The sequence below is a fragment of the Planctomonas psychrotolerans genome, from assembly GCF_008642235.1.
GTDB classification, from domain to species: domain Bacteria; phylum Actinomycetota; class Actinomycetes; order Actinomycetales; family Microbacteriaceae; genus Planctomonas; species Planctomonas psychrotolerans.
Genome location: NZ_SJEV01000001.1, coordinates 218,991 through 232,436, shown reverse-complemented (window position 1 = coordinate 232,436; position 13,446 = coordinate 218,991). Strand labels below are relative to the sequence as shown.

The 13,446-nt window shown below is 69.2% G+C and carries 10 protein-coding genes; 6 read left to right on the top strand and 4 right to left on the bottom strand.

Translation table 11 applies throughout. The features are described from left to right. Positions 1-104 precede the first annotated feature (104 nt). Both EY822_RS00990 and EY822_RS00985 read left to right on the top strand, forming a co-directional pair. Positions 105-965, top strand: a complete 861-nt coding sequence (locus EY822_RS00990; RefSeq protein WP_150308695.1) for a UbiA family prenyltransferase — start codon at positions 105-107, stop codon at positions 963-965. A gap of 67 nt (positions 966-1,032) precedes the next feature. Beyond that, positions 1,033-2,487, top strand: a complete 1,455-nt coding sequence (locus EY822_RS00985) for a phytoene desaturase family protein (RefSeq protein ID WP_150306567.1) — start codon at positions 1,033-1,035, stop codon at positions 2,485-2,487. 64 nt (positions 2,488-2,551) lie between these two features. On the opposite strand, the gene EY822_RS00980 is transcribed toward EY822_RS00985, so the two are convergent. Then, a complete protein-coding gene (locus EY822_RS00980) occupies positions 2,552-3,466 on the bottom strand; it encodes a phosphotriesterase family protein (RefSeq protein ID WP_150306566.1) in 915 nt (304 codons plus the stop codon). Between the two features lie 202 nt (positions 3,467-3,668). Here EY822_RS00980 and EY822_RS00975 point away from each other — a divergent pair, with 202 nt between their 5' ends. Continuing rightward, positions 3,669-4,571, top strand: coding sequence for an alpha/beta fold hydrolase (locus EY822_RS00975; protein WP_227496915.1), 903 nt, complete (start codon positions 3,669-3,671; stop codon positions 4,569-4,571). A gap of 88 nt (positions 4,572-4,659) precedes the next feature. Here EY822_RS00975 and EY822_RS00970 read toward each other — a convergent pair whose 3' ends face one another. Then, complete coding sequence (locus EY822_RS00970; RefSeq protein WP_150306564.1) at positions 4,660-6,156, bottom strand: MFS transporter; 1,497 nt, start codon at positions 6,154-6,156, stop codon at positions 4,660-4,662. A 334-nt stretch (positions 6,157-6,490) separates the two neighbouring features. Between EY822_RS00970 and EY822_RS00965 the strand changes: the two genes are divergently transcribed. The 3 genes from EY822_RS00965 (at position 6,491) to EY822_RS00955 (ending at position 10,150) form a co-directional block, all read left to right on the top strand. After that, on the top strand, positions 6,491-8,551 hold the full coding sequence (locus tag EY822_RS00965) for a PhoX family protein (protein WP_150306563.1): 2,061 nt from the start codon (positions 6,491-6,493) through the stop codon (positions 8,549-8,551). 122 nt (positions 8,552-8,673) lie between these two features. After that, on the top strand, positions 8,674-9,018 hold the full coding sequence (locus tag EY822_RS00960; RefSeq protein ID WP_150306562.1) for a TfoX/Sxy family protein: 345 nt from the start codon (positions 8,674-8,676) through the stop codon (positions 9,016-9,018). Positions 9,019-9,139: 121 nt separating this feature from the next. Beyond that, entirely contained in the window at positions 9,140-10,150 is a 1,011-nt protein-coding gene (locus EY822_RS00955) for a putative FMN-dependent luciferase-like monooxygenase (protein ID WP_150306561.1), read from the top strand. A 104-nt stretch (positions 10,151-10,254) separates the two neighbouring features. Here the strand turns inward: EY822_RS00955 and EY822_RS00945 are convergent, their stop codons facing one another. Both EY822_RS00945 and EY822_RS00940 read right to left on the bottom strand, forming a co-directional pair. After that, a complete protein-coding gene (locus EY822_RS00945) occupies positions 10,255-11,358 on the bottom strand; it encodes a COG1470 family protein (protein ID WP_150306560.1) in 1,104 nt (367 codons plus the stop codon). Positions 11,359-11,470: 112 nt separating this feature from the next. Further along, a complete protein-coding gene (locus tag EY822_RS00940) occupies positions 11,471-13,312 on the bottom strand; it encodes an alkaline phosphatase (protein ID WP_227496914.1) in 1,842 nt (613 codons plus the stop codon). Between the last annotated feature and the right edge of the window lie 134 nt (positions 13,313-13,446).

The window sequence follows — 13,446 nt, the reverse complement described above, 5'->3', positions numbered from 1 at the left end:
TTCCGAATCCATACCCACGGGCGACCGCTCCGTCGCCCCGGTCGAAGCACCACGCGAGGGGGTCCGCCGTTTCTGTTTCCCAGCCGTCGGCACCCGGCAATCCGATCGCCGTCGCCAGCGCCTCTCTTCGGCGTCTCGTGCACATCTCGCGTCCCGTGCTGTGGATCAACACCATTGGCACAGGGGTTGTCGGTGTCTGGCTGACCGGGTCGCTCTTCGACTGGCGCGCTCTGCCGGTGATCCTCTGGCTCACCCTGCCGTTCAACCTGCTGATCTACGGCGTCAACGACATCTACGACCAGGACACGGATGCGCTCAACGCGCGCAAGGGGTCGATCGAGGGAGCGAGGATCGAGCCGCGCGAGGTGCGATTCATCGCGTGGTCGGTCGCGGCGGTCAACGCGCCGTTCCTGCTCTACTTCGCGATCGCCCTTCCGATGCTGGCCGTCGCGGCGATCCTCCTCTACATCGGTGTGTTCGTCTTCTACTCGGCCCCGCCCCTGCGGTTCAAGGCTCGGCCCTTTCTCGACTCGCTGAGCAACGCCGCGTACGCGCTGCCGCTCGTGATCGTGCCCGCCGCCCTCGATGAACCGCCGCTCTGGGCCGCGGTTCTCGGGCTCATGGCGTGGAGCGTTGCCAAGCACGCGTTCGATGCCGTGCAGGACATCGTCGAGGATGGCGACGCGGGCATCACCACAACGGCCGTGCGCCTCGGGCCGGCCGGGGTGGCGATCTGGAGCGGAGTCTGGTGGATTATCTCGACGGTGCTCTTCGCCATGGTGAACCTGCCGGTGGCGGGAGTGAACGCGCTGATCGCGGGCATCCTCGTGGTGTCGCTGCTGCGCGATCCCACGCCGGAGACCGGTCATCGCCTGTACCGCCTGTCGGTCGCCTTCCCCTACATCGCCGGGTCGGCGGCCGGCGTGCAGCTGACGCTCGCGATCGCGACCGGGGTGTACCCGTGACCGCGCGGATCGTGAGGATCGCACGGGTCGTCCGGGTGGTCGGCGTCCGGGTATGCGGGGGAGCGTCGTGAGCCGCGTCGTCGTGGTCGGCGGCGGGATCGGCGGGCTCGCCGCATCCGCCCTGCTGGCGTCGGCCGGGCACACCGTCACGCTGCTCGAGAAGTCGACCGATCTCGGCGGCAAGAGCCGACGGGTGCGGGTGGGCGGTCAGCAAATCGACACGGGTCCATCGCTCGTGACGTTCCCCGCCGCGTGGCACGAGCTGCGGCGACGGCTCGGACACGGCGACGCCGCGGGTGAGGCGGCCGCAAGCGGGTCGTCAAGCTCGGCGGTCGGCGAGCTCGACCTCGTGCGCATGCCCGAGGTGGGGCGGTACTACTACCAGGGTGAGACCGTGACCCTCCCGGTGCCGCCGGGGCACCCGTGGTACCCGGCGTGGCGCCGGTTCAGCGACGAGCACGCGCCGCTCGCCGACGACGTCACCAAGCTTCTGCTCACCGACCCTCTCGATCGCGCCGCCCTGCCGGGCATCCGCCGATTGCTCGGCGTCTACGGCAGCCGGCTGACCACGCGGGCGTACCTCGACGGACTCGACTGGATGCCCGACGGCCTGCGCGAGATCCTCGCCATCCACACCCTCAACGCGGGCGTATCCCCGTCGAGAACCGCGGCGCTCTACGCGAGCATGCCCGCGATCATGGCGGAGACCGGCGTGTGGGTGCCGCGCGGCGGCGTGTACGAAGTCGTGGAGGCCCTGGCCACGCTGGCGGATGCGGCGGGCGTCGCGATCCGCACCGGGCAGACCGTCACTCGCATCGAGCGGGGCCGGGTGCGCACCGCCGACGCGGTGTACGAGAACGACCTCGTGGTCAGCGCGCTGGATGCCGAGCTGCTCGGGTCGCTCGTCGGGCCGCGCCTTCCCCTGCTGTCCCTGCTTCCCCGGCCGCACCGCACCCTCTCCTGCTCGGCGATCGCCGTGTACGGGGTGCTCCGCGAGGACCTCCCGGTCGGGATCGCCGCGCACAGCGTGGTGCTGCCGACCAAGCCGGCGGCCCTGCACCGAAGCCTCGAGGCGGCCGATGAACCGGCGGACACCATGGCGTTCGTCAACCTGTATCGCGCCGGAGGGGTGCATCCGAACGAGCGCAGCACTGTGGGGATCCTGCTGACGTCTCCGTCCGATGGGGCCGAGTACACGATCGAGCATCCGTTCGTGCGTCGCGAGATCGAGCGCATCTCGACGGCGATGGGACTCCTGGCTCCGCTCACCGACTACCTGGACGAGCACGTGGTGCTCGACCCGCGGTACTACGGCTCCTTCGGCGAGCCGCATGGCGCGCTGTACGGCACCGCGCGCCCCGCCTGGCTGAGCGGACCGTTGCACGTGCCGTCGTACGTCGACCCGTTCCGACCGTGGCTCTGGCGGGTGGGCGCGTCGGTGCACCCCGGTGGCGGCCTCCCCGCCGTGCTCGGCGGCGCGATGATCGCCGTGTCGCGGATGCTGAAGAAGTTCCCCGCCTAGGGGCCTTCGTTGCGGCGCCCACCGGCCGTGTCACCGGCCGCCACGGCCAGGCTAGCGGGCCGCGTTAGCGCGCGAAGGCGTCGAACGGATTGTCCTGCGTGAGCCGTCGCAGCGTTCCCTCCGGAATCCCGGCCGCCGTGAGGGCGGGGAGCAGCGACCCGACGAGGTGCGTGTAGGGGAGCGGTGAACCGCCGTCGGGCTGGGCGGGGTCGTACCAGCCCCGGTCCTGGCTGATGAGGAGCCGGCGTTCGAGTCCATGCTCGATCGCCCGGCCGATCATCCGCACCAGCTCGTCGTCCGGCACCCGGCCGACGTGGTCGTACTCGATCCAGGCGCCTCGCGCTGCGACGGTCTCGTGCAACGCGAAGTCCGGCTCCTCCTGGGTGTGGATCCAGACGAAGCGCCCCGGGTCGACGCCTTCCGCCGCGAGGATGTCGAGTTGCTCGAGCACCACGCGGCCGCGGATGGTGTGCGAGCCGATCGTGGCGCCGGTTCGCGCGGCCGCGCGCGCCGCCGCCCGCAGGATCGACGTCTCCAGCGGAGTGATCCCGTCATCCCCTGCACTCACCTTGATCCACGCGGCCTGCACCCCGGTGTCCTCGATTCCCTCGGTCAGCTCGGAGTGCATCCACGTCTCGAGCTCGGCCTCGGTCGCCTCCGCCACCCATCGCGGAATCCACGGTTCGCGGTAGTTCCCGGTCGCCACCACGATGGGCAACCCGGTGGCCTGCGAGACGGCGAGCGACACGTCGGCGCGCCTCCCGACGCCGCCGGTGGCGCAGTCGACGAGGGCGGTCACCCCCTGGGCCGCGATCGCCTCGATCTGCGGCGCCATGAGGCGTACGACAGATGCCGCATCGACGCTCCGATAGTCAGATGCCTCGGGGTGCCGGAGATCGACGAAGACGTGCTCGTGGGGGAGGATCAGCCCCAGCTCGGAGCGTTGTCGGGGGCCGAGGGTGGTGATCAGCTGCGTCATTGCGGTGCCTTTCCGTCGACGACGGCATCACGGCCGGAGGGCAACCGGCGGAAGCGTCTGCCGACCATTCTGTCGGAGCGGATCACTCGTGCCTCGCCGTCGCGCATCACGATGTCGCTTCCGTCCCGAAAACGTCTGCGCATGGAGCGCCCGCGGTCGTATCCTGATGGCACCACGAACCCAGTGCCACCGGGGGTGCGACATGCCCATCACGAAGTCGGCCAAGCCCGAGATGCCGGTCGTCGCCGGGGTGGACCACGCGTTCGTCGCTCTGCCCGACGGGCGCATGCACGTTGCCACCTCGGGCGAGGGCGAGCCGGTGCTGCTGCTGTCGGGATTCGCGCAGACCTGGTGGGAATGGCGTGACCTCATGCCCGCGCTCGCCACCGCCGGATACCGGGCGATCGCTCCGGATCTGCGGGGCGAGGGGTGGAGCGACCTGCCCGCCGACGCGATAACCCGGACGCGTCGAGCTGAGGACGTCCTCGCACTGCTCGACACGCTCGGGCTCGACCGGGTTCGGCTGGTGAGCCACGACATGGGCGCAATCAGTGCATTCCAGCTCGCGCTGGACTCCCCGGAGCGTTTCTCCGCCCAGGTGATGCTGTCGGTACCGCCCCCGCAGATGAGGTTCTCGTTCGACATGGTGCCCGGCATGCGGCACCTCTGGCATCAGGAGGTGCTCGCCATTCCCGGCCTCGGGCCCGCGCTCCTGCGTGCAGGACATCTGCCGCGCTTCCTGTTCTCGCACTTCTCCGCGCGACCGCTCGACTCGGGGGTCGTCGCGTTCTACGTCGCTCTCCTGCGGCATCCGGAGCTCGCTCGAGCAGCGGGACCACTCTGTCGGCGGATGGTGCTCCCCGAGCTCGGCCGGATCATGCGAGGGGTCTATCGGAACAGGCGGTTCGCGATGCCGACCCTCTTCGTCTTCGGCACCGAGGACGTCGGGTTCCCTCCGCACATCACCCGCAAGGTCTTCGCCGACGCCACGACCTTCGGGGACAATGTGCGGCTCGCGCTTGTCGAAGGCGCCGGCCACTTCGTCATCGACGAGGAGCCGGACGCCACCTCGACCCTTATCGTCGAGTTCTTCGCGTCGGTGTGATCGGCGGAGGACCCGGACATCCATGATCCCCGCCAACACGGCATGGCAGGATCAACGCGCACGCACGGCTGACAGCACGCGTTGATCCTCAGCGCCGCAGTTGCGCCTCCGCTGTCGCATCCCCTGCCGCAGCACCAGCGCCCGCACCAGCGCCCGCACCTGCGTCCTCCGCCGGAACCGACTCCGGCTGGTCCAGGTACTGCGCCGAGATGCGGCGGTACGACTTCGTGAAGAACGCTGCGAGAGCCGCGAGCACCATGATCAGCCCGGCGAACAGGAACACGAGCGCGATACCGCGCGCCTCGCCCGCCCCTAGGAGCCAGCCGAAGCCGCCGCGTCCCGCATCCGACTCCATGAACGGGATGATGAAGAACTCCGCGATCGGCGCGATGAGGAACGCCGTGATGGGGGCCGCCGCCGACTCGAACGCCGCGGCGAAGCCGAACACGCGCCCTTGCTCGCGGAACGGCACCACCTTTTGGATCACCGTCTGCTCCGACGCCTCGACCGCCGGGATCAGCGTCATGTACAGCCAGATGCCGCCGGCGTACAGCCACCACCAGTCGCGGATGGTGAACAGCGCCCCGAGCACACCCATCGCCATGACGAGCAGCAGCATGGTGCGGATCGGGTTACGGCCGAGCCCGAACTTCGCGACCAGCAGCCCGCCGATGATGAACCCGGTCGAGGTGACGCCGAGCACGATTCCCCACACCTCGACGGGGAAGAGCTCGAGGCCGTAGGGGTCCATGAGCGCGATGTAGACGCCGCCGATGAAGTTGTTGAACGTGGAGAAGATGATGAGCGCGAAGAGACCGGTGGCCGCCCGCACCGCGGTGATGCTGCCGCGCAAGTCGACGAACGGGCGTCGCTCGCCATCCTGGACCGGCTGATCCTCGGGAATGCGGAGGAAGAGCAGGTGCGCCAGCGCCGCCGCCGAGAGGGCGATGGCGATGACGAGCGTCCAACCCATGCCGAGCAGTCCGATCGCGAGCCCGCTGAAGACACTCGTCACCATGAACGCGAGTCCCTGCACCGTGCCGACGAGCCCGTTGGCGTTCGCGTGCCGCTCGACCGGGATCAGCAGTGTGACGGTCGTCGACAGTGCGATGTTCCGCATGTTCTCGATCACTGCCCCGAAGAGGATGATCCCGCTGAACAGCCAGAACATCGGCCCGCCGAGGTCGAGCAACGTGGACTCCGGGAACGCGACGTACAGCCCGCCGCTGACACTGAACGCGACCAGCGTCACCGCCCCCGCGAACACCATCACGCGGTGCTTGCGATGCCGGTCGACGAGAGTGCCGAACGCCATCGAGAACACGGCGACGAGCAGCATGTACGCGCCGCCGATGATGCCCGTCGCGAGCACCGAACGGGTCTCGAGGTAGACCCAGAACGTCAGGGCGAACCAGAGGAAGCTCGTCGTGACATTGGCGACCGCGGTATTCACCAGCACCTGGGCGAAGGTGCGCGCGCCATCGAGCGGAGTGACGACCCCCGACGCAGGTGAGGCCGTTGCTCCGTCGGGCGGGGGCTCGATCTCCGACGAGGATGCGGCCTGCGCGTCGTCCGCGTTGAGCATGCGTTCGTCCTCCCTGACTGCGCCCCAAACCGCCCTCCCGTGCTCGAACGACAGTCGCGGATTTCGACGGCCGCAGCCAGGCGGTGGACGCTGTCCACATTGTATTGAGGCGCCGCGATTTCGTCACTGACTATTTTTCCGCCGTCGCGTTCGCGTGTGGGAAGGGGAGGCCCCACGCGGACAGCTGCATCCCCTCCTCGGCGGCTTCCTTGCCGACCCCCTGGACGGTCCACCTCCCGGCCCGCCCGCGTTCACCCGAGCGCAAGCGCGCGGCCACCTCGACCGTGTTCCGTTGACCGGGTCGGAACCGGCCTTCGAAGGGGAAACAAAAAACATGCCGCAGCAGGAAACACGACTCAGCCTCCCAATGGCAGGCCACGTCAAGGGCAAGCGCAGCGCGGTGACGTGCCAGCTCAAGTGCGGCAACGCCTGCGCGATGGGCGTCTGCAACCAGTCGGACAACGCGTACTTCAAGGACATCGCCGGTGTCGCGCTAACCCGCCGCTCGATGCTGATGGGTGCGGGCGCCGGCGCGCTGGCGCTCACCTTCGCCGTGAATGACTCCCCGCTCGGTGCAGCCGGTGCGGCCGTCGCCGCCCCGCTGCCCGGGCTGCGGTTCTCGGCCATCCCGCCGGTCGACGCGATGGTCGACGACTTCGTCGTCCCGTCCGGCTTCCAGTGGACGCCGATCATCCGCTGGGGCGACCCGATCCTGCCGGGCGCGCCCGAGTTCGACATCCACAACCAGACGCCCGAGGCGCAGGCGCTGCAGTTCGGCTACAACAACGACTACCTGGACATCCTCGTCACCCGGGGCCACCGCGCTCGGCGCGGCCTGCTCGTGACGAACCACGAATACACGAACCCTGCGATCATGTTCCCGCCGGCCGCGGATGAAGAGGAGCGGTTGCAGCAGCTGCGGATCACCATGGCCGCGCACGGGATGGCCGTCGTCGGTCTCGAGCGCACCAGAAGAGGTCGCCCGTGGACGTATTCGCGGACATCCGAGTACAACCGTCGCATCACGGCTCACACGCCGTTCCGTCTGACCGGACCGGCCGCGGGACACGACCTGATGAAGACGCAGGACGATCCGACCGGCACCACGGTGCTCGGAACCATCGGCAACTGCGCCGGCGGCACCACCCCCTGGGGCACCGTGCTGTCGGGCGAGGAGAACTTCAACAACTACTTCCGTTCGCCGGGCGCCACGGTCGGGCAGATGCGCTACGGCCTGTCGAACCAGCCGTCCTCGTACGGCTGGGAGGCCATCGAGCCGCGCTTCGACGCCGTGGCGAACCCCGGCTTCGAGAACGAGCCGAACCGATTCGGCTACATCGTGGAGATCGATCCCCACGACCCCACGTCCACTCCGGTGAAGCACACCGCGATGGGCCGGATGAAGCACGAGGGCGCCAACGTGACCGTCGCCCCCGACGGGCGCGTCGTGGCCTACATGGGCGATGACGAGCGCTTCGACTACCTCTACAAGTTCGTCTCGCACAAGACGATCCACCCCGGCAAGGGCGACAAGGCCCGAGCGCACAACAAGACGATCCTCGAGACGGGCGACCTCTATGTCGCCCGCTTCAGCGGGGACTCGCCCGCCGCGGAGATCACCGGCGACGGCACCCTGCCGAGCGACGGCGCCTTCGACGGCAGCGGCCAGTGGATCCCGCTCACGCTGAACGGGGCGAGCGCCGTTCCCGGCTTCACCGTCGAAGAGGTGCTCGTGCACACCCGGCTCGCCGCGGATGCGATGGGCGCCACCAAGATGGACCGCCCGGAAGACGTGGAACCGCACCCCACGACCGGCAAGGTGTACGTCGCGTGCACGAACAACACGCAGCGCGGTACGCTCGGCAAGGCGGGGGTGGACGAGGTCAACCCGAGAACCATCAACCGTGACGGTCACGTGATCGAGATCACCGAGGCGCGGAACGACGCCACCTCGACGAGCTTCGCGTGGAACATCCTGCTGGTCTGCGGCGACCCCGCCGTCAACGGCTCGACCTACTTCTCGGGATTCCCGACCGATCAGGTCTCGCCGATCTCCTGCCCCGACAACCTGGCCTTCGACGGATCCGGAAATCTGTGGATCTCCACCGACGGTCAGCCGAACACGATCGGCTACAACGACGGGTTGTTCCGGGTCGGACTCGAGGGCGCCAACCGCGGCCGGGTCGACCAGTTCCTCGCCGTCCCTCGTGAAGCCGAGACCTGCGGCCCCGTGATCTGGGAGGACGAGCGCATGGTCTACGTGGCCGTGCAGCACCCGGGCGAAGACGGCACCTTCGCCGACCAGCACTCCCATTTCCCGGACTACACCACGAAGAACAGCACCGGGACATTCGCCGGGCCGCGTCCGTCGGTCGTGCAGGTCTGGAAGGGCTAACGACGGCCACAGTCAAGGGCACTGGAGCGGCCCCGCTCCAGTGCCCTTGACAATGCGTAGGCGTGGCTCCATATTCGGCTGGTATCCGTGACCGAGGAACGAGCAGGAAGTGACTCGCCGCAATGACGACGCAACGCCCCAGCCCGCGGGACGCCCTGGCGCAGCGGCTCCGAATCCTGCTGGAGTCGCAGCCGAACGTGCGCGAGGTTCGCATGTTCGGCGGCGTGTCGTTTCTGGTGGACGAACGGATGGCGGTCGCCGCCGGACGCGACGGCGACCTGCTCGTGCGCACGGATCCGGCCCGCTACGACCACCTGATCGCGCGCGGCGGTCAGCCGGCCTTCATGGGGAAGGATCGGCCGATGGGCAACGGGTGGCTCACCGTGCCGAGTGCACTGATCGAGGACGAGGCGGAACTCGGCTACTGGCTCGGGGTGGGTATTGACTCCCGAAACACGGTGCCCTGACGTCGCGAGCCGATGCCCGCCGAGCGAGGCCCCATCGCATCCGCCGGATGACACACGACGACACGATGCAGTCGTCGAATGAGACCGTGTATATCGTCGGACGGGTGAGCTCCTCCGACGAATGCAGAACCCCGTGACCGCGCCCCATGTCGGCATCTTCACTCGCGTGCTCGATGCTGGGAGCGCCGCCGATCGCTACCGGAAGGCGACGGAGCAGATCCTGCTCGCCGAGGAACTCGGCCTCGACACCGTGTGGGTGGCGCAGCATCACTTCCACGAGGCGGAGGGCGGGCTGCCGTCGCCGCTCGTCTTCCTCTCGCACATAGCCGCGCGCACGAGTCGCATCCACGTTGCCACCGGCATCGTCACGCTGCCGACCGAGGATCCGGTTCGCCTGGCCGAGGATGCGGTGGTGCTCGACGTGCTGTCGGGCGGCCGCTTGCAGCTCGGCGTGGGCAGCGGCGGCAACCCGACTGCCTTGTCGGCGTTCGGCAGGTCGGTCGAGGACCGCCGGGCGATCTACGACGCCGGCCTGGCCACCCTCGCCACCGCGCTCACCGGCGGCGAGCTCGCGGGCGGCAATCGCCTGTACCCCGCGCCCGGCACGCTGGGGGAGCGGATCTGGGAAGCCACGTTCTCTGCCGAGGGAGCCGAACGCATCGGCGGTCGCGGTAACGGGCTCCTCCTCTCCCGCACCCAGCCCCGTGCGCCGGGTGATGACCGCACGACCCCGCAGATTCAGCAGGAGGTCGTGGCGGCGTACCGCTCTGCGCTTCCGGAAGGCGTCCCGGAGCGGATCCTCGCCTCGCGGTCGCTCGCCGTCGGTGCCGACCGGGACCGACTGCGCACGCTAGCCCACGACAACCTTTCCCGGCTGCTGACCGCTACCGGACAGTCACTGACGTTCCCCACCGCCGATCCGGACCAGTTACTGGCCTGGCACGACGTGCACGTCGGCACCGTGGAGGAGGTGACGGCGAGCCTCACCGCCGACCCGATCCTCGCCGAGGTGACGGACATCGCCTTCCAGGTGCACCCGGTCGATCCGCCGCACGAGGACACCCTCGAGTCGATCCGCCTCATCGCCGGGGGAGTCGCTCCGGCGCTCGGCTGGGTGCGGAGCGCCGGATAGCCGGTCGCGACGTCCGACGCCGGCGGTTCGCCGGTCGCGTCGTTCAACTCCGGGGGCAGGTGGGTCCCGCCGTCCGCCTCCGGGGCGAACCGGGCTCGACCGACTTACCCCCGCGACACCGTCTCGTGCTCGCGGATATCGGCCGCCTCCGGTGAAGAAACAGGGCCGGCATCCGTAACGACCGCCGCTGAGACGGAGCGGCGGCGGCGTCGTCGTCGAGCGAGCATCCCCGCCACGAGAACTGCCGCGAGGAGCGCGAGAATGGCGAGTCCCGTCCAGGGGATCGAGACCGAAGACACCCGAACCTCCTGCACCGGCGGCACGGGCACGTCGTCCTCACCCACGGTCATGCCGGTGACGGTCGCATTCCCGCTGACGACGAACGCCGGCCACGCGGTGGCGTCGAGCACGACCGTTCCGGCATCGCCCGGAAGGAGCTCATCGAGAGTGCCGCTCGTTCTCGTGCTCCCGATCCCGAAGGGTCCGGCGAGCTCCGCCGTCACCCCGGCACCCAGGCGCACGTTCCCCTCATTGGTGACCGGCACCTCGACGCGGACCGTGCCGGGGGCGAACGGAACCCACGACGGTGTGAACGTGGTCGTCGCCTCGCCCACCGACAAAGCCGTCGTGATCTCCCCGGCGACCTGCAGGTGCACGCGCACGCCGATCCGGTTCGTCACGGTCACGCTGTCGTCCGTGCGCGAGAGGGCGACCACCACACCGGCGGGGTGATCGCCGGGCACCGCCTCGGCGGGGATGGCGATGGAGAGCGGGAGCACGCGGGTCTCACCGGCCGCCAGGGCGAGCTGTCCGTCGTCGAGACCGGCGATTCCGATCCACGAGCCGGAGTCCTCCGGTTCAGCGGCGGCGATGTCGAAGGCGCCGTTCGCGCCGAGGATGCCGTCGCCGGCGAGCACGCTGAAGGTGCCCGGTTCTGCGCCGAAATTGGTGACCGCGATGGCATCGTCGATCGTCTGTCCGGGGTCGCCCACGTGGCGCAGCGACACGCGGCCGTCGGGGCCGTCGGCATCGGCGGGCGCGACCGACCATTGAACGGGCGAGGCCGTGGCGGCGTGCGCCGGGTCGAGCACGATCGCGAGAGTGCCGCCCAACGCGAGGGCGAGGGCGAGCACGCCGGAGACGACGAAGCGTCCGCGGCCCTCGAGCCGGCGGACAGGGAAGGAGGGGGAAGTGGGCCGGGGATGCACCGGGATGTCCTTTCTCGCCGCCCTAGCGACGAATGACCCCGCGGACCGGAACCACGTTCCGATCCGCGGGGGAGGGCGGGGCAAGCGAGGCTGCCCCGCCCGGGTCGATCGATCAGTCCTTCGCGAACAGCGTCATCGTGATCTCGCTGCCGTAGCGTCCGCTCTCCGCCTCGGCGGGGATCGTCAGCGCGAGGTCGGCACCGGCGACGGTTTCTCCGACGCGCGTCTCGCGGTCGGCCTCGGCCAGGGTGGCCGGGGCCTCGAGGGTGTCGGTGCCACCGGCGGTCGCACCGGACTCCGAGCGGACGATGAACGGCGACCACGCGAGGTTGTCGGCGCCGAAGGTGCGGTTACCGGCGACGAACGTGCTCGCGGCGCCGGAGACGGTCCAGCCCTTGCCCTGCGCCTGGGCTTCATTGCGAGTGTCGTGCACGACCACCTCGGGCAGCTCGGCGTCGTGGGTCGCCCCGTTACCGGCACCGCTGAACATCACCGGTGTCGCGGACGGCACGGCGAGGCTGAGAGCGCCGCTCCGGGTCGGGAGCGGAATGGTCGCCTCGACCGGCACGGCGGAGTCCGATTTCGGGGCGGCGTGCCCCAGCAGGTCGAAGATCGTCTTGCCGATGTCGGTGTTGTCGAGGTAGGCGCCGCGCACGACGTCCCAACCGGTGGCGCGCGTCTCGAGGATCTCGGACCCGGCGCCCTTGGCGAAGACGGGAACGAGAGCGTTGGTGTGACCACCCGAGTGCCAGTCGACGTTCGGGAGCTGTTCGGCCTCACCCGTGAGCGGGGTCCAGCCGTCGTCGCCGCCCGAATCGGGGCCGGCGAGGTAACCGGTCTCGTGGTCGGCGGTGACGATGACGAGGGTCTCGTCCCAGTTGCTGTTCTCTTCGACCCAGTCGTTCACCGCGCCGACCGACTTGTTGAAGTCGAGCTGCTCTTCGATGACCCGCGTGGTCTGGTTGGCGTGACCCGCCCAGTCGACCGCGCCGGCCTCGACCATGAGGAAGAAGCCGTCCTCATCCTGTTCGAGCACGTTGAGGGCTGCCTCGGATGCCGTCTCGAGCGAGGGCACATCGGCGATCGCGGGGTCGGTGTAGGGGAGCACGTCGTTGTTGGCGATCCCGGGGCGGTTGTACTGGAAGGTCTCGGCGACCCGGGCCAGGCCGAAGAGCTTGTCCGGCACGTTCTCGCCCGCGGCGACCTGCTCGAACTGCGACTTCGTCTCGATGTAGGTGTAGTCGGTCTCGCCGGTGCTCACCCGGGCGAAGTCCTCCTGCGAGATCCAGGAGCCGTCACCGAAGTCGGATGCACGTGAGGTGCCCGCATCGGTGTAGTTGGGGTGGCCTCCGCCGATGATCACGTCGGCGCCGCTGTCGATCATCTCGGTCGCGAGGCCGTGGTAGTCGTTGCGGCTGGCGTTGTGGGCGATGAAGGATGCGGGGGTGGCGTGGTTGAACGGCACCGACGTGACGAGTCCCACCTTCTTGCCCACCTCCTGCGCCTGCTCACCGACGGTGAGCAGGCGGTTGCCCTCCGGGTCGAAGCCGATGACGCCGTTGTTCGTTTTAACACCCGTGCCGAGTGCCGTGCCTGCGGCACCGGAGTCGGTCGCACCCTCCTTGACCCAGTCGAACGAGCCCCATGCTTCCTCGGGCGTGTAGCGGCCGATGCCGTTCGCCGAGAAGTGCGCGAGCGCGAGCTGAGTGGGGTAGGAGTCGTACACCTCGGACGGCGTGCTCTCCGACGTCTTCACGGCGCCGGTGCCCGGGTCGACGGCGACCTGCTCGTAGCTCGTGCCGCTGGTGAACAGGCGGGCGGCGTCGAACTGGTTGTATCCACCGCCGTCGGAGATCAGAACGATGATGTTCTTCGGTGCCGTCACCGTCGTGTCGTCGGCGGTCGCTGCCCAGGCGGGAACCATCCCGATGGCCACACCTGCCACCGTTCCCATGACGATCAGGCGACGAACCGGCCTGCACGCACTCGTTGTCATTACTTCCTCTTTCGTTGTTGGTGCTTACCCCTGCCCGGGCGGATGCCCGCCCGGTGCCCCCGAAAGGGTGACAAGCCCGATCGAACGACGGG

Excerpts from the sequence above, each read along its gene's own strand:
- EY822_RS00980 (WP_150306566.1), bottom strand. The coding sequence starts at position 3,466 with ATGACGCAGCTGATCACCACCCTCGGCCCCCGACAACGCTCCGAGCTG.
- EY822_RS00975 (WP_227496915.1), top strand. The coding sequence starts at position 3,669 with ATGCCCATCACGAAGTCGGCCAAGCCCGAGATGCCGGTCGTCGCCGGG.
- EY822_RS00970 (WP_150306564.1), bottom strand. The coding sequence starts at position 6,156 with ATGCTCAACGCGGACGACGCGCAGGCCGCATCCTCGTCGGAGATCGAG.
- EY822_RS00965 (WP_150306563.1), top strand. The coding sequence starts at position 6,491 with ATGCCGCAGCAGGAAACACGACTCAGCCTCCCAATGGCAGGCCACGTC.
- EY822_RS00960 (WP_150306562.1), top strand. The coding sequence starts at position 8,674 with ATGACGACGCAACGCCCCAGCCCGCGGGACGCCCTGGCGCAGCGGCTC.
- EY822_RS00955 (WP_150306561.1), top strand. The coding sequence starts at position 9,140 with ATGCAGAACCCCGTGACCGCGCCCCATGTCGGCATCTTCACTCGCGTG.
- EY822_RS00940 (WP_227496914.1), bottom strand. The coding sequence starts at position 13,312 with ATGGGAACGGTGGCAGGTGTGGCCATCGGGATGGTTCCCGCCTGGGCA.